We start from the raw sequence: 21,255 nt of genomic DNA, 5'->3' as shown, positions 1-21,255 counted from the left end.
GGTGGGGATGACGAAGGGCCCCGGGGGAGACCCCGGGGCCCTTCGCCTCATCTGGACCTACCCGGTCACTGCGCGTCGGGCTCGCGGCGGTGACGGCCGTGCGGGGAGGACGCGGAGTCCTCCGCCGGCGCGGCCTGACCGCGGTGCTTGCCGGAGCCGTTGCGCTCCTGCCCGTGCGTGCTGTTTTCCGACATGGTCGAACTCACCCCGTTGACATCGGTCTTGCTGTGCAGCCCGAGAGTCTAGTCAGCGGGTTTCCGGTCGGTGAGAGGTGCCTGCTGAAGCGGCACCGGACGGCACACCCGGGGCTCCTCGACGACCGCCGCGGCGACCGCGACCGGCACCGGCTCGGGCTCCGGCGGCGCCTCCACGTCCGCGAGCCCGCACGGCGCCCCGGCCGTCACGTACGGCAGCCGCAGGACACCGCCGGCCGTCCAGAGCCCCGCACCGGCCAGCCAGCCCGCGGGGGCCGCCACCTGCCCCATCCGCCGGGCCGAGGGCTGCCAGGTCCCGACCCAGCTCCCGCCCGCCGCGTCGATCCGCAGCGCCACCCCGCAGCTCTCCGGCATCAGCACCTGCCCCGGCTGCACGGCGAACGGCGTCACCGCCGCGTCGTCGAGCCGCAGGCACTCGGGGAACCGCACCGGGAGCAGACTCCCGAGCACCCCCCAGCCGAGCCGGTCATGCCCGGGCGACGGCGCGTCGGAGCGGATCAGGAGCAGCCCGCTGTCCGGGTCGGCGAGGAGCAGCCGGTCGTGACTGTCCTCGGTGATCTGGAGCAGCGGCGTCACCTCCCCGCCCCGCTCCAGGTCGACGGCGACGGCCTTCACGGGACCGCCGTCGAGCCGCCGGTCGAGCGCGAGCATCCGGCCCGTGCGGTCGAGCCACACCCCGCCCGCGCAGCGGCCCTTCACCTCCGCCACCTGCTCAGGGCCGAAGGCGCCGCCCGCGACCAGCCAGAGCGTCGTCGTGTCGGGGCCGACGCACATCGCGTACGCGCAGATGCCGTCCGGCGAGGGCGGGAGCAGCGTCAGGTGCTCGGAGCCCGGGGCCTCCACCGCGCCGAGCTGGAGCTCGCCGGTGGCCGGTCCCGTGGGGTAGAGCAGCGAGAACGTGTTCCGCCGCCCGTCCACGCGGCGGGCGACGAGGACCCGGCCGTCGGCGAGGGGCAGCAGCTGGGTGCCCGGCTCCTCCGGCTGGTCGAGGGGGAGCGGCACCGCGTACGGCTCAGGACCGTCGAGGGTCCACCGCTCCACGTACAGGGCGTCCCCGGCGCCCGCGAGCCGGGCCGCGTACGCGCCGTTCGCCGTGATCGTGAACCCCGTCGGCCGGACGGCTCCCCCGGGGCGCTCCCCGTCCCGGCTTCCCTCGCGGTCGTCGTCCTCGGCCGCCGTCTCGATGGCACACGCTGTCATCGACTCGTCACCTCCGGCCACGAAGCTAGTTTTCGCACTTCCAGCCGAACAACACGAGCCCGGTCACTTCACACATAAGGGTGGCCGTGCGGCGGTTCGGCTGAGGGGAGGGGGGCGGCTGTGCTGGAGTGACCCGTGGTGAGTAAGGTAAGGCGAACCTAAACGGAGTCTGTGGCTCCGTCCGGTCGTGCCCGTAGCCCCGCCAGGACCCTTACAGGAGCCTTCTCATGTCCCTCCGCCGCCGCGGCACCGCCGCTGTCGTCGCCCTCGCCGCCTCGCTCTCGCTCGCGGCCTGCGGAGGAGGGGACGGAGGCTCCGACGCCTCCGCGAAGGAGGACACGACCAAGAAGAAGGACGTCGCCACCGGCGGCAAGGACTTCGGCGACGCGGCGGCCAAGACCGCGGCCCTGGGCACCGACGCCAAGGCCGGTCAGTTCCCCCGCACCCTGACCCACGCCCTCGGCAAGACCGAGCTGAAGTCCGCGCCCAAGCGGGTCGTCGTCCTCGACGTCGGCGAGCTCGACAACGTCGTCTCCCTCGGCATCCAGCCCGTCGGTTACGCCCCCTCCGAGGGCGACGACGGCATCCCCGGGTACCTCAAGAAGGACGCCGGCGCCCCGAAGTCCGTCGGCACCATCAACAACCTCAACCTGGAGGCCATCGCCAACCTCCAGCCCGACCTGATCCTCGGCAGCCAGCTCCGCGCCGCCGACAAGTACGACGAACTGTCGAAGATCGCGCCGACCGTGTTCTCCATCCGTCCGGGCTTCACCTGGAAGGAGAACTACCTCCTGAACGCCGCCGCGCTCGACAGGACCGCGGAGGCGAAGGCGAAGCTCGCCGCGTACGAGACGAAGGCGAAGCAGCTCGGCACGGACATCGGACCGAACAAGCCGACCATCTCGATGGTCCGCTACCTCCCCGGCAAGATCCGCCTCTACGCCAAGGCGTCCTTCATCGGCACCATCCTCGAGGACACCGGCCTGCCGCGGCCCAAGAACCAGCAGATCGACGACCTCGCCGCCGAGATCAGCCCCGAGAAGATCGACGAGGCCGACGCCGACTGGATCTTCACCGGCGTGTACGGCGACGCCAAGGCCACCAAGAAGGACACCGCCCAGGGCAACCCGCTCTGGAAGAACCTCAAGGCGGTCAAGGCCGGCCAGGCCAAGGACGTCCCGGACGAGACCTGGTACCTCGGCCTCGGCGTGACGGCGGCGAACGAGGTCCTCGACGACCTGCGCGCGGACCTCGTCAAGAAGTAGGGACGACGACCGGACGGCCACGGGAGTACGGGGGCCGGTGCGCGCCCCCGTACCCACGCCCCCGCACCGGGCACGACGGTCGGGCGCGTGAGCCAGGTAGCCTTTCCCCCGTGCCCCGTCTGTCTGAAGTCATCGCCGCGCTCGACGCCCTCTGGCCACCCGAGCGGGCCGAGTCGTGGGACGCCGTCGGCACCGTCTGCGGCGACCCCGACGCCGAGGTCACCCGCGTGCTCTTCGCCGTCGACCCCGTCCAGGAGATCGCCGACGAGGCCGTCTCCCTCGGCGCCGACCTGATCGTCACCCACCACCCGCTCTATCTGCGCGGTACGACGACGGTCGCGGCCGGCCACTTCAAGGGCCGCGTCGTGCACGGCCTCATCAAGCACGACATCGCCCTCCACGTCGCGCACACCAACGCCGACACCGCCGACCCCGGCGTCTCCGACGCCCTCGCCGGCGCCCTCGGCCTCCGCGTCACCGGCCCCCTCGTCCCCGAGAACAACCTCGGCCGGATCTGCGAACTCGACCACCCCGAGACCCTCGCGGAGTTCGCCGAGCGCGCCGCGAAGCGACTGCCCGCCACCGCGCAGGGCATCCGGGTCGCCGGCGACCCCGCCATGACCGTGCGCCGCGTCGCCGTCAGCGGCGGCTCGGGCGACAGCCTCTTCGACGCCGTACGCGCCGCGGGGGTGGACGCCTTCCTCACCGCCGACCTGCGCCACCACCCGGTCTCCGAGGCCACCCAGCACTCACCCCTCGCTCTGGTCGACGCCGCCCACTGGGCCACCGAATGGCCCTGGTGCGAGCAGGCCGCCGCCCAGCTCGACGAGATTTCCGACCGCCACGGCTGGGACCTCCGCGTCCACGTCTCGAAGACGGTCACCGACCCCTGGTCCTCCCACCACACCTCCCCTGGAGCCCCCAACTGAACGCCGCGCCCGCCGACCAGATCCGCCTCCTCGACGTCCAGGCCCTGGACGTCCGCCTCCAGCAGCTCGCCCACAAGCGGCAGTCGCTGCCCGAGCACGCCGAGATCGAGTCGCTGACCAAGGACCTCACCCAGCTGCGCGACCTGCTCGTCGCCGCGCAGACCGAGGAGAGCGACTGCGGCCGTGAGCAGACCAAGGCCGAGCAGGACGTCGACCAGGTCCGCCAGCGGGCCGCCCGCGACCAGCAGCGCCTCGACTCCGGCGCCGTGTCCTCCCCGAAGGACCTGGAGAACCTCCAGCGCGAGATCGTCTCCCTCGCCAAGCGCCAGGGCGACCTGGAGGAGATCGTCCTCGAGGTCATGGAGCGCCGCGAGTCCGCGCAGGAGCGCCTCGCCGAGCTGACCGAGCGGGTCTCCGCCGTCCAGGCCAAGACCGACGACGCCACCGCCCGGCGTGACGCCGCCGAGGCCGAGCTGGACGCCGAGGTCGCCTCGGTGACCAAGGAGCGCGAGCTCATCTCGGCCTCCGTCCCCGCCGACCTCCTGAAGCTGTACGAGAAGCTGCGCGTGCAGCAGGGCGGCGTCGGCGCGGCCCGGCTGTTCCAGCGCAAGTGCGAGGGCTGCCACATGGAGCTCAACATCACCGAGCTCAACGACATCCGCGCCGCCGCCCGTGACGCGGTCGTCCGCTGCGAGAACTGCCGCCGCATCCTCGTCCGCACCTCGGAGTCCGGTCTGTAATGTCCGCCCTTCCGTCTCCGCGAGAAGTGATCGTCGAGGCCGACGGGGGATCCCGGGGCAACCCGGGGCCCGCCGGCTACGGGGCGGTCGTCCTGGACCCCGTGACGGGCGAGACGCTCGCGGAGGCGGCCGAGTACATCGGCGTGGCGACGAACAACGTCGCCGAGTACAAGGGTCTGGTGGCGGGCCTCAAGGCGGCCCGGGCGCTGTTCCCCGACGCCGTCGTCCACGTCCGGATGGACTCCAAGCTGGTCGTCGAGCAGATGTCCGGCCGCTGGAAGATCAAGCACCCGGACATGAAGCCGCTCGCCGCCGAGGCGGGCCGGGTCTTCCCGGCCGGCCGGGTCCGCTACGAGTGGATCCCCCGGGAGCGCAACAAGCACGCGGACCGGCTCGCGAACGAGGCGATGGACGCGGGCAGGCGGGGCCGCCCGTGGGAGCCGTCCGCCTCGACGGCCGCGCTCGACGCCTCCGCCGCGCGCAACGCCGCCCTCGCCCCGTCGGGCCCGCCCGGCGACGCGACGGCGGGCGCGGCCCGCGCGAGGGCGGCGCTCGGCGCCCGGCCCTCGGGCGGCGCCGGGACCCGTACGGCGGACCGCGAGGGCATGACCGGGGGTGCCACCGGCACCGCCGCCTGGCCGAGCGCCGCGTCGCGCCCGTCGGCTCCGTCCGCGCCGGACGACGGCCTGTTCGCGACGGAAGCGCTGGTGGCCTCGGGCGAGCTCGTGACCGCGGGTGACGTCGTGACTTCGGACGAGCCCGTGTCCTCGGGCGACGTCGTGACCTCGGCCGACCTGGAGACCTCCCCGCCCGCCGCCGTCGCCCCCGCGCCCCCACAGGGCCAGGTCGGGCCCGACATGGGGGCGCCCGCCACGTTCGTGCTGTTGCGGCACGGGGAGACCGCGCTCACGCCCGAGAAGCGGTTCTCGGGAAGCGGGGGGTCCGACCCCGAGCTGTCACCGGCCGGGCTGCGGCAGGCGCAGGCCGTCGCCGAGGCGCTCGCCGCGCGCGGCACCATCCAGGAGATCGTCAGCTCGCCCCTCACCCGCTGCCGCCAGACCGCCGCCGCCGTCGCCGCCCGCCTCGGGCTCGACGTACGGATCGAACAGGGGCTCCGGGAGACCGACTTCGGTGCCTGGGAGGGGCTGACCTTCGGTGAGGTCCGGGAGCGGTACCCCGAGGACCTCGACGCCTGGCTCGCCTCCCCGAAGGCCGCGCCCACCGGCGGCGGAGAGAGCTTCGCCGCCGTGGCCCGCCGCGTCGCCGCGACCCGGGACCGGCTGACCGCCGCCCACGCGGGCCGGACCGTCCTCCTCGTCACCCATGTCACGCCGATCAAGACCCTGGTCCGGCTCGCGCTCGGCGCCCCGCCCGAGGCGCTGTTCCGGATGGAGCTGTCGGCCGCGTCGATCTCCGCCGTGGCCTACTACGCCGACGGCAACGCCTCCGTACGGCTCCTCAACGACACCTCGCACCTGCGGAACTGACGCCGTAAAGAGCTGGCGCGGAGCCCTCGCCCCGTACCAGCATCCCGTCATGACCTGGCACTTCACCGAGGACGCCACCGCGTTCCGTACCGCCGCCGCTGACCACCTGGCCGCCGAGCCCGCCCGTAACACCGCCGTCCTGACCCTCATGGACAGGGCGGACCTGCTCGGCTGGTGGGCCGAGCCCGACGGCCGCGTCACGGGCGTGTTCGTCGTGTCACCGGCCCGCGTGCCCGCCTTCGGGGCCATGACCGTGGCGGCGGCCCGCGCCCTCGTCCTCCCCGCGGGTGAGGAGCCGACCGGGCTGCGCGGTGAGACGGCCGCCGTCGAGGCGTACGCGGAGGCCTCGGGCCGCCCCTGGTCGCCCACCGTCCGGATGCGGCTCTTCCGGCTCGGCGCGCTGGTCCCGCCGGAGCCCGCCCCCGAAGGCAGGGCCCGTGTCGCGGACGCGGCGGACGTGCCGCTCGTCACCGCCTGGGCGCGCGGCTTCGCCCGAGCCATCGGGGAGGACCCCGAGCAGGACGTCACGGGCCCCGTCGCCGAACGGATCCGCGAGGGGCGGCTGCTGCTCTGGGAGACCCCCGGCGGCCGCCCGGTCGCGATGGCCGCGGTGTCCCGCACGATCGAGGGCCAGGCCCGTGTCCACCTCGTCTACACCCCGCCCGAGGAGCGCCGCAGGGGCTACGCGGCCGGGGTCACCGCCGCCGTCAGCCGGGCCGCCCTGGACGGCGGCGCCGCGCAGGTCCTGCTCTTCACGGACCTGGCCAACCCCACCAGCAACGCCCTCTACCAGCGTCTCGGCTACCGCCCGGTGACCGACCACCTCGGGGTGGAGTTCGCCCCCGCGCCCGTATGATCGCGCGGCTGTCGTCCGGAGGCGTGGGGGTGCGGCCGTGGAGACGGTGCTTTCGGGGAGGGGCACGCGCGCGCGGTTCGACGGCACGCGCCTGAGGATCGTGCGGGACGGCACGACATGGACGGTGCCGGTCAGCGCAGCGCCGCCGCCTCGCGCGCGAGGGACTCGACCCGTGCCCAGTCGCGGGCCGCGAGGGCGTCGGGCGGCAGCATCCACGTACCGCCGACGCAGCCGACGTTCGGCAGGGACAGATAGGCGGGGGCCGAGGCGAGGGAGACGCCGCCGGTCGGGCAGAAACGGGCGCGGGGGAGCGGTCCCGCGAGGGACCTCAGATACGGGACGCCGCCCGCCGCCTCGGCCGGGAAGAACTTCATGGTGTCCACGCCCTGTTCGAGCAGGGCCACGACCTCCGAAGTCGTCGACACCCCCGGCAGGAACGGCAGGCCCGACTCCCGCATCGCGCCGAGCAGCCGCCCGGTCCACCCGGGGCTGACCAGGAACCGGGCGCCGGCGCCGACCGCGTCCGCGACCCCGGCCGCCGAGACGACCGTCCCCGCGCCGACGACCGCGTCCGGCACCTCGGCCGCGATCGCGCGGACCGCGTCGAGTGCGGCCGGGGTGCGCAGGGTGACCTCGATCAGCGGCAGCCCGCCGGCCACCAGGGCCCGCGCCAGGGGTACGGCGTCGGCGGCGTCCTCGATCACGACGACCGGGACGACGGGCACGGGGGCGGCTTCCGGGGCAAGGTCGAACACGCTCGTCATGGCGTCATCCTGGCCATGACGAGCGTTCTGCGCAACGATCGTTGTGCAGGGCGCAATGAACCCCTAGTGGATCTCGTCCACCAGGACGTCAAGGGCTCCCGCCTTCGCGCCCTCCTCCACCACGTACCCCAGGTCCCGCAGCGCCACCACAAGATCCCGAGGCGACCCCGGCACCGCGCCCGCCTCCAGGAGGCTCCGCACGATCCGCCCCTTCGTCGCCTTGTTGAAGTGGCTGACGACCTTCCGGGTCGGCGCGTGCAGCACCCGCACCGTCACCGTCCGCGCCGCCACCTCCCCCTTCGGCTTCCACGCCGACGCGTACGCCGACGAACGCAGGTCGAGGACAAGACCCTCCCCGGCCTCCTCGGGAAGCACGGACGCCATCGCCCCGCGCCAGTGCGCGCCCAGCGCGCCGAGCCCCGGCAGCTTGACCCCCATCGAGCAGCGGTACGACGGAATCCGGTCCGTCACCCGCACCGCGCCCCAAAGCCCCGAGAACACGAGCAGCGACCGCCCCGCCCGCTTCCGGGCCGCCGCGTCCAGGGTCGCCAGGCCGAGCGCGTCGTACAGCACGCCCGTGTAGACCTCGCCGGCCGGGCGGGCGCCCGCCGTCCGCAGCTCCACGTTCTTCGCGACCTCGCCCCGCAGGCCCTCGCTCAGGCCGAGCACCTCACGCGCCTTCTCCTCGTCGGCCGCGCACAGCTCGACCAGCTCGTCGAGGACCGCCGCCCGCGCCTCCGCGAGCCCCGGCAGGGACAGCGACTCCGGCTTGAGCGGCGCCCCGCGCCCCGAGGAGGCCTTGCCCTCGGAGGGCGGCAACAGCACGAGCACGGTGGTTCTCCTTCGTCCGTACGGGATCGGGGGTGCGGCCCCGGCCGTCAAGACTACAAAGCGCGGACGCCCTTCCCCGCCGCGCGGCCGCTCAGCGGCAGCAGCTCCGGTGCCGTACGGGCCGAGCGCGTACGGCACCCCGGACCCCTGCCGCGCGGCCGTTCAGGGTGCCGTGCCCCGCGCCCCGCCCTACGCTCGGTCCATGCCCCGCCGCCCCATTCACGTGACCGGCGCAGCCGAGGCTCCGCTGCGGGCCGCCCTGCGCGCACTCCGTACCGAGCTCGCGATCCCCGAGGAGTTCCCGCCCGCCGTCCTCGCCGAGGCCGAGGCCGCCGCGAAAGCCCCCCGGCTCCCCGCGCACGACGCCACCGACCTGCCCTTCTTCACCGTCGACCCGCCCACCTCCACCGACCTCGACCAGGCCATGCACCTGGCCCGCAGGGCCGACGGCGGCTACCGCGTCCACTACGCCATCGCCGACGTCGCCGCCTTCGTCACCCCCGGCTCCGCGCTCGACGCCGAGGCCCACCGGCGCGTCCTCACCCTCTACTTCCCCGACGGCCGCGTCCCGCTCCACCCCGCCGTCCTCTCCGAGGGCGCCGCCAGCCTCCTCCCCGGCGATCCCCGCCCCGCCCTGCTGTGGCGGATCGACCTCGACGCCGAAGGGCGCAGGGTCGCCACCGACGTCCGCCGCGCCCTCGTCCGCAGCCGGGCCCGGCTCGACTACGCGGGCGTGCAGCGGCAGATCGACAGCGGTACGGCGGAGGAGCCCGTCGCCCTCCTCCGCGAGATCGGGCTGCTCCGCGAAGCCCTGGAAGTCGAGCGGGGCGGGATCTCCCTCAACGTCCCCGAGCAGGAGATCGTCGAGCAGGACCACACCTACGCGCTCGCGTACCGGGCCCCGCTCCCCGCGGACGGCTGGAACGCCCAGATCTCCCTCCTCACCGGCATGGCCGCCGCCGACCTCATGACCGCCGCCGGCACCGGCATCCTGCGCACCCTCCCCACCGCCCCCGACGGCGCCGTCGCCCGCCTGCGCCGCTCCGCGCACGCCCTCGGCGTCGACTGGCCGCACCACGTCTCGTACGCGGACGTCGTCCGGGCCGCCGACCCGACGAACCCGCGCCACGCCGCCTTCCTCCAGGAGTGCACCACCCTCCTGCGCGGCGCCGGGTACACCGTCTTCACCGACGGCCACATCCCCACCCCCGCCGTGCACGCCGCCGTCGCCGACGAGTACACCCACTGCACCGCGCCGCTGCGGCGGCTCGTCGACCGGTACGCGGGCGAGCTGTGCGTGGCGGCGGTGGCGGGCGACGAACCGCCCGAGTGGGTACGGGCCGCCCTGCCCACCCTCCCCGACGAGATGGCCGCGGGCTCGCGGCGCGCGAACACCGTCGAGCGCGAGAGCGTCGACATCGTCGAGGCCGCCCTGCTCAGGGAGCGGGTCGGGGAGGTCTTCGACGCGTACGTGATCGACGTGAAGGAACGCGAGCCCTCCACCGGCACCGTCCACCTGGACGACCCGGCCGTCGTCGCCCGGATCACGGGCGGCGAGGCGCGGCTGCCGCTGGGGGAGTGGCTGCGGGTCAGGCTGGCGGAGGCGGAGCCTGGGTCGGCGAAGGTGCTGTTCGCGCCCGCGTGACCGCCCGCGTGAGCCGCGTGTACAGGGCGCGCGGGTCGTCGGCGTGGACACGGATCAGCCGTACGGGGCGGGGCCCGCCCAGGAACCGGGGCGCGTTCACCGGTTCGGCGAGCTCGATCGTCAGGGAGGTCTGGGAGCCGACGGCGAGGTTCAGTTCGCCCTCGGTCTTCTCGTGCGTGAACCGCAGCTCGTGGCGGACGGCCGCGACCAGGCCGAGGGGCACCCGTACGTCGACGTGCGCGGCCTGCCGCAGCCGCAGGACGTCCCCGGTGAGGGTGTGCGGACGGGTCACGGACGCGGCGTGCAGCCCGAGGACGAAGAGCACGGTGTACACGTCCAGGACGAGGACGACCGTGTGGACCAGGGGCCAGTCGCCGAGCAGGTACGACATGCCGACCGTCTCCACCAGGCACACGAACGCGAAGCCGTACATCAGCGCCGCCTGGTCCCGCGCGTGCGGGAACACCGCGTCCGCGCCGTCGACCCCCTGCGGGCGCCGTGCCACCCACCGCGCCAGGCTCACCATGATCCGCAGCTCGTGCCCCATGATCCGCAGCACGGGCTCGGGCACCAGCTCGGCCACGGCGGCCCGCCGGGAGAGCCCCCGCCGTCGCAGCCGCAGATAGGACAGCCCCTCGGCGAGCAGCAGCACGACGAGCAGGAGCTCGGCCACGGCCCACACGGCCCCGGGGACCCGGACCCCGCCGACGAGCAGCACGGCGAGGACGACCTCGGCGGGCAGGGCGACATAGGCGAGGAGACGGAGAAGACGGACGGGACGGGTACGGGCGGGGGGCCCGGTGCGGGGGCGGTCGGCAGCGTCCGTCGGGCGCGGGGCGTCGAGTTCCGCCGTCATCGGCCCTGCTCCCGTCGCCGGCCCTGCTCCCGTCGCTCCGCGACCAGGCGGATCGCCAGGCGCACGGCCGCCGACTGGGCCGGGGCGAGGTCCGCGAAGAAGGTGTCGGCGAGGGAGCCGTCGGGAGCGTCCCCCGACTCGGCGCCCGGGATCTCCACCCCGAGCTCGTCCGGCAGACAGGCGGCGAGCACCCGGGCCGCCTCCGTGACCCGCGGGTCGTCCGGTTCCGCCCCGGCGAGGGCGTCGAGGAGCGGGTACACCACGCGCGCGTGCTCCGCCGCTCCCCGCATCAGACCCATCAACCGGGCCCGTTCGTCCTCGGGTACGACGGCGTCGAGCAGGGCCAGGATCTCCCGGTCCTTCACCGCCATCGGCGACTCGGGCAGCTCGCCGAGACCCGCGAGCAGCGCCGTGAGATCCGGCGACAGGGGCCCGTCGGCGGGCAGCCGCCCGGCCCGCGCCTCGACGAGGAGCGGGGCGAGCCGGGCCCGGCGCTCCCGGATCACCGCCTCCTGGCGCGCCAGGTCCTCCGCCAGCTCCTCCAGCACCTCCACGAGCCCCCGCCCCTCGTCGCCGGCGATCACGTCCCGTACCTCGTCGAGCCCGAGGCCCAGCTCGGTGAGCCGCCGGATCCGGGCGAGCAGGACGGCGTCGCGGATGCCGTACTCCCGGTACCCGTTGGCCCGCCGTACGGGCTCGGGCAGCAGGCCCGACTGGTGGTAGTGCCGCACGGCCCGGGGAGTGACCCCGACCAGGGCGGCGATCTCGCCGATACGCATGCGCCCAGTAGAAACCCTGACGCTGCGGCAAGGTCAAGCGGTGTCCGCGCCGACGGGTAGCATGGTCGGCACGGCAGACGAGCCGGGCGGACGGCCGCGTGAAGATCCCCGGATCTTCCCGAGGAACGTCCGGGCTCCACAGAGCAGGGTGGTGGCTAACGGCCACCCGGGGTGACCCGCGGGACAGTGCCACAGAAAACAGACCGCCGGGGGCCTCGGTCCTCGGTAAGGGTGAAACGGTGGTGTAAGAGACCACCAGCGCCTGAGGTGACTCAGGCGGCTAGGTAAACCCCACTCGGAGCAAGGTCAAGAGGGGACACCCCGGTGTCCCTGCGCGGATGTTCGAGGGCTGCTCGCCCGAGTCCGCGGGTAGACCGCAGGAGGCCGGCGGCAACGCCGGTCCTAGATGGATGGCCGTCACCCCGACGACCGCGAGGTCCCGGGGTACAGAACCCGGCGTACAGCCCGACTCGTCTGTCGGCCCGCGTGGAAGGGCCCCCTGGTCAGGGGGCCCTTTTCCGTGGCTGGTCAGGGGCGCCGCACCTCGAAGTGGAAGCAGCCGTACTCGACCGCCCTGACGTGCGCCAGGGCCACGGCCGGGTCGGCGAAGGCCTCCGTCAGCGCGTGGTCGAAGCCTTCCGTCGTCGCCTCCGGGATCTCCAGGAGCCGGCCGCCGACGATCCGGCCCGCCGCGTCGTAGCGGCGGACGGTCCGGAGCGCCCCCGGCCGGGCGAAGGGGTACGTCTCCGAGGGCGCGGGGCCGCCGCACTCCTCGGCGTGGATGAAGACGGGGCCCTGCTCGTCGTACGCGCCGGGATCGGCCCCGGTCCCGGCGGCCCAGCGCCGCAGCGGCGCGTACGAGACGAGCGCGATCCGCTCGCCGGGCACGGAGAGCCGCAGACAGCAGCGGAGCGGGTGCCCGCCGTCGGTGGCGGTGTACGGCGCGCAGGCGCGGCCCGCGTCGTCGCTGACCCGCAGCTCGGCGAGGGCCGTGGGTGGCACGGCGCGGGCGGTGTAGGCGGTGGTGTGGGTGCTCATACGGCCAGGGTGGCCGGGCCGGACGCGTACGGCTGGCGGAATTCGGACCGAGCGGTGGGAGCCCCGTTCCGTCGTGTGCCGGTCGTCCCGTTCACGGATTCGCCCTGGCATGGCGGACCGTTCCTGTCCTCATCGGGTGCCAGGGTGGATCCACCGACGCGGAATCCGCAACGAACGGAGCAGCATGATGAGCCGTCATTTCCAGGTCACGTTCGACGCTCACGACCCGAGGGCGCTGTCGTCCTTCTGGCGTGACGTCCTGGGGTACGTCCATCCCGCGCCGCCGGGGATCGAACTGCCGGAGGGCGCCGACCCGCTGGCGGCGTGGGACGACTTCCTCGCGACGATGGGCGTACCGGAGGATCAGCGCAACACGCGATCGGCCATCGAGGACCCGGCGGGGCAGGGACCCCGGGTGTTCTTCCAGCAGGTGCCGGAGGACAAGGTCGCCAAGAACCGGGTCCACCTCGACGTCCGGGCGGCTCCCGGACTGGAGGGGGAGGAACGCATGGCGGCTCTTGAGGCCGAGTGCGACCGGCTGGTCGCGCTGGGGGCGAGGCGGCAGCGCCGCTTCGAGCCCGAGCCGCCGATGAGCAACGGGTGGATCGTGATGGCCGACCCGGAGGGCAACGAGTTCTGCCTGGACTGACGCGGGCGCCCCCCCCCGGCACCCGGCCCCCATCAACCGCACAGAGCCGTGTCCACGACCTTCGTCACGCCCTTGATGCCCGCGTCCTCCGTGGGAATGCTCGTCACCGTGACGTTCGCGGCGCGGCCGTCGTCGGTCGCTCCGCCCCGGGTCTCGTAGCCCGCGATGTCACCGCCGTGGCCCCAGTAGACGCCGCCGCACGACAGCGGCCTGCTCATGAGCCCGAGGCCGTAGCGGAAGGGGGTGCCCTCGATGGGGACAGTGGTGCGCATCTGGGCGCGCTGGGCCTCGGCGAGGAGGAGGTCGCTGCCGAGGAGCTTGCCGAAGAAGCGGTTGAGGTCGGAGCCGGTGGAGATCATCTGCCCTGCCGCCCAGCCCGCCGACGGGTCGAGTTCCGTGAAGTCGCGCAGCGGCTCCTCCGCCTTCGTCCGGTGATAGCCCCTCGGGTGGGGCTCCCGGATGGTCCTGTCACCGGGGGCCGGGAAATACGTGTGGCGCAGCCCGATCTTCCTGATGACGCGCCGGTCGATCTCCTCGGCCAGCGGCCGGCCGGTGACCTTCTGGATGATCAGTCCGGCCAGGACGTAATTCGTGTTGCTGTAACTCCACTTCTCTCCCGGGGCGAAGACGGCCTTGTGCTTGAGCGCGATGTCGACGAGGTCGCGGGGTTCGAAGTACCGGTACGGGAGTTCGTCGTCGCTGATGTCCTCGGAGTACTCGGGAATTCCGCTCGTGTGCTGCAGGAGCTGCCGGACGGTGATGCGGCGTCCGTCGACCCCCTCCCCGCGTACGAGGCCCGGGAGGTACGTGTCGACCCAGCCGTCGAGGTCGATCCTTCCCTCGCCGACGAGTTGCAGGAGGACCACGGCCGTGAACGTCTTCGTATTGCTGCCGATCCGCACCTGACCGTCCCTCGGCACCTTCGCGCCGGTGGCCAGATCGCCGACCCCGGCGGTGTAGGTGCGCGTGCGGCCCGCCCTGTCCTTGACGCTCGCGAGGGCGGCGGGCTGGCCGTCGCGCACCAGGGCGTTCAGGCCCTGCTGGACCGTGTCGTGTTTCGGGGCGGCGAACGCGGTGGGCGGCGTCAGGGCACCCGCCGTCATCACGGCGACGACCACCGCCGCCGCGGCGGTCGCTCCTCGTCGTCGGCCTCCCCTCTGTCGCAGGGAGAAGCGAGTCCGTGACGCATTCGTCGCTTGCGTGTTCATCAGCTGTCCTTCCGTCGATCGGGCAGGACACGATCATGTTTTCCAGGGCTCGGACGCGCATCGCGGGAAGGCGGGAGTTTTCGCTCCCCCGATCGGGGGAGGCCGTTCGTGAACCGCCGGTACATACTGGCCGATCATGATCAAGGGACTTCGGCCGCTGCTGCGCCGCTCCACGTACTCGGGAGCGTTGTTCGCCTTCGGCGCCGCTCTGGCCAGCCTCCCCCTGTTGTCCTTCGCGCTGCTGCCGGCGCTGGCGTGGCGATCCGCTCCCGAGGGTGTGCAGGTCGTCGTGGTCCTGCTCGTCTGGGCGGCACTGATCGGCCTGGTCGGCCTGGCCCGCACCACGCGGCGGGTGCTGATCGTGTCCGCCCGGCGGCTGTTGAGCGTGGCGTTGCCGACCCCGGCCGCGCCGGGGGGTGCCGCTTCGTCAGCCGTCCCTTCCGGCGGCCCTGTTTCCGTTCGGTCCGGCGTCCCGTCCGTCGCCGGCCGTTGGCGGACTCCTCTCTGGCTGTTGCTGCATGTGGTGGTCGGCTGGACGGGTGCGCTCACGAGCGGTGTGCTGCTCTTCTTGGCCCTGGCTCTCCCGGGGGGCTGGCTCGGCGCCGAGTTCGGGCTCAGCCTGTTCGGCCGGTCGGTGCGCGTGGACGGCGGCTGGCAGAGCTGGGCGGTGGCGTTCGGCTGCCTGCTGCTCGCGGCAGCCGTCTGCGTGCTGGTCACGAACGCCCTGCGGTGGTCGGCGCCGAGGCTGCTCGGGCCGTCGGCGGCCGAGCGGCTCGCCCTCGCGGCCGAGCGGGAACTGAGGCTGGCCGCACGCAACCGGCTGGCCCACGACCTGCACGACTCCATCGGGCACACGCTGACGACGACCACGATCCAGGCCGCTGTCGCGGGCGAGCTGATGTCCGCGGACCCGGTGGCGGCGCGGGCCGCCCTGCGCAGCATCGAGGAGTCGGCCCGGGCCGCGCTCGAAGACCTGGACTACGTGCTGGGGGTACTGCGCGAGCAGGAGGCCGAGACGGCACCGGCCCGCACCCTGGCCGACCTGTCCGAGCTGCTCGACCGGGTGCGGCACGCGGGCGCGGTGGTGGATCTCGACCGGTCGGGGGATCCGGCGCAGGTGCGGGGGACGCTGTCCCGGGCGGCGTACCGGATCCTGCAGGAGGGGCTGACGAACGCCATGCGGCACGGAGCGGCCGGTCCCATCGCGGTCCGGGTGGCGGTCGGTCCTGACGTCCTCGAGCTCGGCGTGGTCAACGAGACGGGGGCCGGTGCGGGCGTGAGCGCGGGACCGGGCCGCCGGAAGGCCTTCCCCACCTCCGGTCACGGCCTGCCGGGTCTCGTCGAGCGCGTGCGACTGCTGCACGGGGAGATCGAGGCCGGTCCTGACGGGCCGACGCACTGGCGACTGGTGGTCAGGCTGCCCGTACGGTTGTCGGCATGACCGGCTCCGACGCCAGCGAAACCGTCACGACCCTCCTGATCGCGGACGACGACGAGGTGACCCGCAGCGGCCTGCGCACCCTGCTGGCCGCGCAGCCGGGGATCGAGGTGATCGGGGAGGCCGCCGACGGCGTGGAGGCGGTCGAGCGGGCGCTGCGGCTGCGTCCGGACGTGGTCCTGATGGATGTACGGATGCCCCGCCGCAACGGGATCGAGGCCACCCGGCAACTCCTCGCCGAGTCAGCCGAGACAGCCGAGTCAGCCGCGTCAGCCGCGTCGGGCACGTCCACCACGTCCGTCACATCGGCCGGGTCTCCTGACCACGACGCACCGGCGCCGAAGGTCGTCGTCATCACCACCTTCGAGAACGACGACCACGTCACCGCCGCGCTCAGCGCGGGGGCCAGCGGGTTCGTGCTCAAGCGGCTTCCGGTCCGGCAGATCGCGGAGGCCGTGCGGGTGGTGGCGGCGGGGGAGGCGATCCTCTTCCCGGCGACCCTGCGCCGGATGGTCGCCGCCCGTCCGCTGGACTCCGCGGAGGCGCTGCCGAGGGCGGCGCTGACGGGGCGGGAGGAGGAGGTGCTGCGGCTGATGGCCACCGGCCTGTCCAACCCGGAGATCGCGGAATCGCTGACGGTGAGCCTGGAGACGGTGAAGACGCACGTCGGGAACGTGCTGACCAAGCTCGGCGCGCAGAACCGGACCCACGCGGTGGTCATCGCGTACGAGTCCGGTCTGGTGGTGCCGGGGTTCACCGGCTGACGCGGTCGGTGGCCGTGGTGTTCACCGGCTGACGCGGCCGGCGGCGCGTCACCCCGGCCCGGGAGGGCCCGGCCGGACGGACACCGGCCGGGCCTCCGTGGGCTCAGTCGAGCACCTCGATCGTCCACTGGGGGTCCCGGTCGTCCGTACGGACGAAGACGGGCTTCGGAAGCGTGGACCGGTCCTCGAACAGGTCCCGGCCGAGGGCGAGACCGTTCTGGTCGATGGTGTAGGTGCCGTCCCGGAGTTCGGCGAGTGAGGTGATCGTCGTGACACCGCTCTCGTCGACGCGCTGGAGGCGCCAGATCGAGGCGGGGGAGTCGTCGGGGCGGACGACCGCCGGGGCGCGCTCGGTGCCCTCGGACGCGATGGTCTCCTCCGTGCCCTTCGCGGTGAGGCGGAAACCCCCGGCCTCATGGGTGATCAGCCACTCCGGTGCCCGCCCCCGGTCGACGAGGAACCCGACCGGTGTTCCGTCCTCGACCCCGACCGGGGCCCCCTTCACATACAGCTTGACGACCTTGCCGGCGTTCGGCATCGCTCCTCCTGGGTTGGTTCGGGAGTCACCCGACCATGCCCGGACGGCCGCGCCCGCGGGCGAGTGAACACGCAGGTCATAGGCTGGGTGGAGCTCAGAAGTCGTCAGTGAGGTGACACTTCCGCGTGGCCGGGCCGCGGTGCGCACCGGCCCGGTGTACGGGTGGGGGCATGACGATTCCTGTGAACCAGCTCAGCGATCCCGCCGTGCGCGCCTTCGTCACGGCCCTCAACGCCAACGACGTGGAGGCCTTCCAGCAGGCGCTCGCGCCCGGGGCGACCATGTCCGACGACGGGTCCGACCGCGACCTGGCCGCGTGGACCGAGAAGGAGGTCTTCTCCTCGCGCGGGCACATGGAGATCGAGTCCGAGAAGCGCGGCGGTCTCGATCTCGTCGCCCGCTTCCGCAACGACACCTGGGGTGAGATGCGGACCCGCTGGCACTTCACCGTCGCGGACGGCCGGATCTCCCGCTTCGAGACCGGCCAGGCCTGACGCCGCCGGGGCCCGGGGGTGGTCCCCGAGGGACTACCCCCGCCCGATGTACGGCATCCCCGTCGCCATCACCGTCGCGAACTGGACGTTCGCCTCAAGCGGCAGGGACGCCATGTGCACCACCGTCGCCGCCACGTCCGCCGCGTCCATCACCGGCTCCACCGCCGTTTCGCCGTTGGCCTGGAGGATCCCGGTCTGCATGCGGGCCGTCATCTCGGTCGCCGCGTTGCCGATGTCGAGCTGGCCGCAGGCGACGCGGTACGGGCGGCCGTCGAGTGACAGGGACTTCGTCAGGCCCGTCATCGCGTGCTTCGTCGCCGTGTACGCGATCGAGTGCGGGCGCGGGACGTGGGCGGAGATCGAGCCGTTGTTGATGATCCGGCCGCCCTGCGGGTCCTGTTCCTTCATGGTCCGGAAGGCGGCCTGCGCGCAGAGGAACGCGCCCGTCAGGTTGACGTCGACGACCGCGCGCCAGGTGGCCGGGTCCAGGTCCTCGGTGGGGACGCCGCCGCCCGCGAACGTACCGGCGTTGTTGAAGAGCAGGTCGACCCGGCCGTAGTGGTCACGGACCGCCGAGAAGAGAGCCGTGACCGCCTCCGCGGAGGTCACGTCCGTCGGGACGCACAGGAAGTCGCCGTCCGGCAGGGCCGCCGCCGTCTCCTCCAGGGCCTCGGCCCGGCGCCCCGCAAGGGCCACCGACCAGCCGGCCGCCGCCAGGGCGAGGGCCACACTGCGGCCGATGCCCGATCCCGCTCCCGTCACCACTGCGATGCTCATGGCCGCGCAGCGTACGCGAGACGCGTGCCCCATGAACTCATCCGTCCGACACGTGGATGTCCTGTACCCGACAACGTGACGTCGTCCCGCCCCACTCCAATACCGGACGGAGAGCATCCGTCAGGGGAGGGGCACATGACACACATACAGGGCCACAGCGAGGAACTCCGCGCCGCCGCACGCCACTTCGGCCGCCGCCGGTTCCTCACCGTCACCGGCGCCGCAGCCGCGCTCGCCTTCGCCACCCAGCTGCCCGCGGCCGGTGCCGCGGCCGCCGCCGAGCTCGACGGCCGGCGCGTCACCGAGGACCCGTTCACCCTGGGGGTGGCATCCGGTGACCCCCTGCCCGGCTCCGTACTGCTCTGGACGCGGCTGGCGCCCCGCCCCTTCGAGCCGGGCGGCGGGCTGCCGGCCGAGAGGGTCTCCGTCCACTGGGAACTCGCCCGCGACGAGCGCTTCACCCGGACCGTACGGCGCGGCCGGGCCACCGCGCACCCGGAGTTCAGCCACACCGTCCACGTCGAGGTGGAGCACCTCGACCCCGACCGCGCGTTCTTCTACCGCTTCCGCGTCGGCGACTGGACCAGCCCCGTGGGGCGGACCCGTACCGCGCCCGCGCCCTCGGCCCGCAACTCCGCGCTCAAGCTCGCCGCCGTCTCCTGCCAGGCGTACCACGACGGCTACTTCACGGCCTACCGCCACCTCGCCGACGAGGACGTCGACGTCGTCTTCCACCTCGGCGACTACCTGTACGAGTACGCCGTCAACGCCACCGGCGGCGCCCGCTCCTACAGCGACCGCACCCTCCCGGCCGTCTTCAACCGCGAGACGGTCACCCTGGAGGACTACCGGCTGCGCTACGGCCTCTACAAGACCGACCCGGACCTGCGGGCCGCGCACGCCGCCCACCCCTTCGTCGTCACCTGGGACGACCACGAGACCGAGAACAACTACGCGGACGGCACCCCCGAGAACAACGTCCCGCCGGAGGAGTTCCTGCTCCGCCGCGCCGCCGCCTACCGCGCCTACTGGGAACACCAGCCCCTGCGGGCGCCCCAGCGCCCCGAGGGCCCCGACATGCGGCTCTACCGGCGGCTGCGCTTCGGACAGCTCGCCCGGTTCGACATCCTCGACACCCGCCAGTACCGCTCCGACCAGGCGTACGGCGACGGCTGGCAGGTCCCGGGGCCGGAGTCCGAGAACCCGGCGCGGACGATGACCGGCGCCGCCCAGGAGCGGTGGCTGCTCGACGGCTGGAGGGCCTCCCGCGCCCGCTGGAACGTGCTGCCGCAGCAGGTCGTGTTCGCCGAGCGCCGCGACCGGCCCACCGCCGACTTCAAGCTCTCCATGGACTCCTGGGACGGCTACCCGGCCTCCCGGCAGCGGCTCCTCGCGGGGGCGGAGGCCGCCGGGATCGAGAACCTGATGGTGCTCACCGGCGACGTCCACGTCGGGTACGGCCTCGACATCAAGGCCGACTTCCGCGACCCGGCCTCCCGGACCGTCGGCACCGAGATCGTCGCCACCTCGATCAGCAGCGGCAAGGACGGCGCCGACCGGCCCGCGAACTACGACAGGCTGACGGCCGCCAACCCGCACCTGAGGTTCTTCAACGGGCGGCGGGGCTACGTCACGGTCGCCCTCGGCGAGGACGGCGCCCGGGCCGACTTCCGTACGGTGCCGTACGTGACGACCCCGGGCGCCCCCGTCACCACGGCCGCCTCCTTCGTCACGGAGGCGGGCGACCCGGGCCTCAAGCCCGCGTGACCGCCATCTCCTGGGGATAGCGGACGCCGATGCGGTCACGTACCGCGTCGAGCGTCCGCATCACCGCGAGCGAGCCGTCGAGGGGCACGAGCGGGGACTCGGTCCCGCCCGCCCGCAGACAGCGCATGACCTCGGCGGCCTCGTGCCGCAGCGAGTGCGGGTCGTCCCCGTTCGTGAACTCCTCCGGCTCCCGGCCGTCGCGGTGCAGCGTGAACCGCTCGGGGAAGAAGAAGCCGCGCGGCAGGTCGATCCGGCCGAGGGTGCCGGTCACGGACGCCGTCAGCGGCGTGTCCGCGACGAGCGAGCAGGAGAGCAGCGCCGACGCGCCCGCCTCCGACCAGCCCAGCAGCATGCCGGTGTTGAGGTCCACGCCCTCCGGCGAGAGCAGCGCGTGCGCCTGCACGGAGTCCGGCTCACCGAGGAGCAGCTGCGCGAACGACACGGGGTACACGCCCAGGTCGAGCAGCGCCCCGCCGCCCACCGCCGGGTCCCGCAGCCGGTGGTCCGCCGCGAACGGGCCCGCGAGCCCGAAGTCCGCCTGTACGGTCCTGACCTCGCCGATCGCCCCCGCGCGGACGAGCTCCACGAGCCGCCGGATCAGCGGGTTGCAGTACATCCACATGGCTTCCATGAGGAAGAGGCCACGGTCCCGGGAGAGCGTGACGAGTTCCTCCGCCTCGCGGGCGTTGAGCGTGAGGGCCTTCTCGCAGAGGACCGCCTTTCCCGCCTCAAGGGCGCGGCCGGCCGCCTCCCGGTGGGCGTGGTGCGGGGTCGCCACGTACACCACGTCGACGTCCTCGTCGGCGAAGAGCCCGTCCCACTCCCCGTACGCGCGCGGGATCCCGAACCGGTCGGCGAAGGCCTTCGCCGACGCCTCCGTGCGGGAGGCCACGGCGACGACCTCCGCGCCGCCGAGCGTCAGCAGATCCGTCGTGAACCGCTCCGCTATGCCGCCCGTCGCCAGGATTCCCCAGCGCACCTTCTCGCTCATGTTCCCCACCCATCCCAGAGAGGT

Annotated in this window: 22 protein-coding genes and 1 other RNA gene; 12 read left to right on the top strand and 11 right to left on the bottom strand. The window is 73.6% G+C overall.

Features of this window, described 5'->3' with window-relative positions; all coding sequences use genetic code 11:
* Window positions 1–65: 65 nt before the first annotated feature.
* The gene (locus tag ACZ4VK_RS02505; protein ID WP_389683828.1) at window positions 66–194 is read right to left on the bottom strand and encodes a hypothetical protein; all 129 of its coding nucleotides are present in this window, start codon (window positions 192–194) and stop codon (window positions 66–68) included.
* Between the two features lie 48 nt (window positions 195–242).
* Complete coding sequence (locus ACZ4VK_RS02500; RefSeq protein ID WP_468347639.1) at window positions 243–1,415, bottom strand: hypothetical protein; 1,173 nt, start codon at window positions 1,413–1,415, stop codon at window positions 243–245.
* 227 nt (window positions 1,416–1,642) lie between these two features.
* Here ACZ4VK_RS02500 and ACZ4VK_RS02495 point away from each other — a divergent pair, with 227 nt between their 5' ends.
* From ACZ4VK_RS02495 to ACZ4VK_RS02475, 5 genes are all read left to right on the top strand, one after another.
* Window positions 1,643–2,680, top strand: coding sequence for an ABC transporter substrate-binding protein (locus ACZ4VK_RS02495; RefSeq protein WP_468347637.1), 1,038 nt, complete (start codon window positions 1,643–1,645; stop codon window positions 2,678–2,680).
* A 110-nt stretch (window positions 2,681–2,790) separates the two neighbouring features.
* Entirely contained in the window at window positions 2,791–3,609 is an 819-nt protein-coding gene (locus tag ACZ4VK_RS02490) for a Nif3-like dinuclear metal center hexameric protein (RefSeq protein ID WP_468347635.1), read from the top strand.
* A complete protein-coding gene (locus ACZ4VK_RS02485; protein ID WP_468348806.1) occupies window positions 3,606–4,349 on the top strand; it encodes a zinc ribbon domain-containing protein in 744 nt (247 codons plus the stop codon). Before ACZ4VK_RS02490 ends, ACZ4VK_RS02485 begins: the two co-directional genes overlap by 4 nt.
* Window positions 4,349–5,836 carry a bifunctional RNase H/acid phosphatase gene (locus tag ACZ4VK_RS02480; RefSeq protein ID WP_468347633.1) on the top strand — a complete coding sequence of 496 codons (1,488 nt, stop codon included), beginning with the start codon at window positions 4,349–4,351 and terminating at the stop codon, window positions 5,834–5,836. Before ACZ4VK_RS02485 ends, ACZ4VK_RS02480 begins: the two co-directional genes overlap by 1 nt.
* 49 nt (window positions 5,837–5,885) lie before the next feature.
* Window positions 5,886–6,692 (top strand): GNAT family N-acetyltransferase, encoded by an 807-nt coding sequence (locus tag ACZ4VK_RS02475; protein ID WP_468347632.1) that lies wholly within the window; start codon window positions 5,886–5,888, stop codon window positions 6,690–6,692.
* A gap of 131 nt (window positions 6,693–6,823) precedes the next feature.
* Here the strand turns inward: ACZ4VK_RS02475 and eda are convergent, their stop codons facing one another.
* Window positions 6,824–7,456 (bottom strand): bifunctional 4-hydroxy-2-oxoglutarate aldolase/2-dehydro-3-deoxy-phosphogluconate aldolase, encoded by a 633-nt coding sequence (gene eda, locus ACZ4VK_RS02470; protein ID WP_468347630.1) that lies wholly within the window; start codon window positions 7,454–7,456, stop codon window positions 6,824–6,826.
* A 63-nt stretch (window positions 7,457–7,519) separates the two neighbouring features.
* Window positions 7,520–8,287: a peroxide stress protein YaaA gene (yaaA, locus tag ACZ4VK_RS02465; protein ID WP_468347628.1), complete on the bottom strand. Its 768-nt coding sequence runs from the start codon at window positions 8,285–8,287 to the stop codon at window positions 7,520–7,522.
* A 202-nt stretch (window positions 8,288–8,489) separates the two neighbouring features.
* On the opposite strand from yaaA, the gene ACZ4VK_RS02460 reads away from it, so the two are divergent.
* A complete protein-coding gene (locus ACZ4VK_RS02460; protein ID WP_468347626.1) occupies window positions 8,490–9,932 on the top strand; it encodes an RNB domain-containing ribonuclease in 1,443 nt (480 codons plus the stop codon).
* On the opposite strand, the gene ACZ4VK_RS02455 is transcribed toward ACZ4VK_RS02460, so the two are convergent.
* Complete coding sequence (locus ACZ4VK_RS02455; protein WP_468347624.1) at window positions 9,877–10,788, bottom strand: hypothetical protein; 912 nt, start codon at window positions 10,786–10,788, stop codon at window positions 9,877–9,879. The genes ACZ4VK_RS02460 and ACZ4VK_RS02455 overlap by 56 nt on opposite strands.
* Entirely contained in the window at window positions 10,785–11,567 is a 783-nt protein-coding gene (locus ACZ4VK_RS02450; protein WP_468347622.1) for a MerR family transcriptional regulator, read from the bottom strand. Before ACZ4VK_RS02450 ends, ACZ4VK_RS02455 begins: the two co-directional genes overlap by 4 nt.
* Window positions 11,568–11,645: 78 nt before the next feature.
* On the opposite strand from ACZ4VK_RS02450, the gene rnpB reads away from it, so the two are divergent.
* Window positions 11,646–12,044: RNase P RNA component class A (rnpB, locus tag ACZ4VK_RS02445), an RNA gene on the top strand.
* Between the two features lie 51 nt (window positions 12,045–12,095).
* Here rnpB and ACZ4VK_RS02440 read toward each other — a convergent pair.
* Entirely contained in the window at window positions 12,096–12,605 is a 510-nt protein-coding gene (locus tag ACZ4VK_RS02440; RefSeq protein ID WP_468347620.1) for a DUF1203 domain-containing protein, read from the bottom strand.
* A 187-nt stretch (window positions 12,606–12,792) separates the two neighbouring features.
* On the opposite strand from ACZ4VK_RS02440, the gene ACZ4VK_RS02435 reads away from it, so the two are divergent.
* Window positions 12,793–13,254, top strand: coding sequence for a VOC family protein (locus tag ACZ4VK_RS02435; RefSeq protein ID WP_468347618.1), 462 nt, complete (start codon window positions 12,793–12,795; stop codon window positions 13,252–13,254).
* A gap of 32 nt (window positions 13,255–13,286) precedes the next feature.
* Here the strand turns inward: ACZ4VK_RS02435 and ACZ4VK_RS02430 are convergent, their stop codons facing one another.
* Window positions 13,287–14,357 (bottom strand): serine hydrolase domain-containing protein, encoded by a 1,071-nt coding sequence (locus ACZ4VK_RS02430; protein ID WP_468348803.1) that lies wholly within the window; start codon window positions 14,355–14,357, stop codon window positions 13,287–13,289.
* 241 nt (window positions 14,358–14,598) lie between these two features.
* Between ACZ4VK_RS02430 and ACZ4VK_RS02425 the strand changes: the two genes are divergently transcribed.
* Window positions 14,599–15,903 (top strand): sensor histidine kinase, encoded by a 1,305-nt coding sequence (locus ACZ4VK_RS02425; protein WP_468347616.1) that lies wholly within the window; start codon window positions 14,599–14,601, stop codon window positions 15,901–15,903.
* Window positions 15,900–16,664 carry a response regulator transcription factor gene (locus tag ACZ4VK_RS02420; RefSeq protein ID WP_468347614.1) on the top strand — a complete coding sequence of 255 codons (765 nt, stop codon included), beginning with the start codon at window positions 15,900–15,902 and terminating at the stop codon, window positions 16,662–16,664. Before ACZ4VK_RS02425 ends, ACZ4VK_RS02420 begins: the two co-directional genes overlap by 4 nt.
* Before the next feature lie 103 nt (window positions 16,665–16,767).
* On the opposite strand, the gene ACZ4VK_RS02415 is transcribed toward ACZ4VK_RS02420, so the two are convergent.
* The gene (locus ACZ4VK_RS02415; RefSeq protein ID WP_468347612.1) at window positions 16,768–17,202 is read right to left on the bottom strand and encodes a hypothetical protein; all 435 of its coding nucleotides are present in this window, start codon (window positions 17,200–17,202) and stop codon (window positions 16,768–16,770) included.
* Between the two features lie 170 nt (window positions 17,203–17,372).
* Between ACZ4VK_RS02415 and ACZ4VK_RS02410 the strand changes: the two genes are divergently transcribed.
* Window positions 17,373–17,696: a nuclear transport factor 2 family protein gene (locus ACZ4VK_RS02410; protein WP_468347611.1), complete on the top strand. Its 324-nt coding sequence runs from the start codon at window positions 17,373–17,375 to the stop codon at window positions 17,694–17,696.
* Window positions 17,697–17,729: 33 nt separating this feature from the next.
* Here the strand turns inward: ACZ4VK_RS02410 and ACZ4VK_RS02405 are convergent, their stop codons facing one another.
* Entirely contained in the window at window positions 17,730–18,506 is a 777-nt protein-coding gene (locus ACZ4VK_RS02405) for an SDR family oxidoreductase (protein WP_468347609.1), read from the bottom strand.
* Window positions 18,507–18,608: 102 nt separating this feature from the next.
* Between ACZ4VK_RS02405 and ACZ4VK_RS02400 the strand changes: the two genes are divergently transcribed.
* Entirely contained in the window at window positions 18,609–20,240 is a 1,632-nt protein-coding gene (locus ACZ4VK_RS02400; protein ID WP_468347607.1) for an alkaline phosphatase D family protein, read from the top strand.
* Here ACZ4VK_RS02400 and ACZ4VK_RS02395 read toward each other — a convergent pair.
* Complete coding sequence (locus ACZ4VK_RS02395; protein WP_468347605.1) at window positions 20,227–21,231, bottom strand: Gfo/Idh/MocA family protein; 1,005 nt, start codon at window positions 21,229–21,231, stop codon at window positions 20,227–20,229. The two genes, ACZ4VK_RS02400 and ACZ4VK_RS02395, sit on opposite strands and share 14 nt — an antisense overlap.
* Between the last annotated feature and the right edge of the window lie 24 nt (window positions 21,232–21,255).

The sequence above is a fragment of the Streptomyces sp. NPDC028711 genome, from assembly GCF_055565415.1.
Note: the sequence above shows the minus strand (reverse complement) of the source record. Positions and strands in the feature narration are given on the sequence as shown.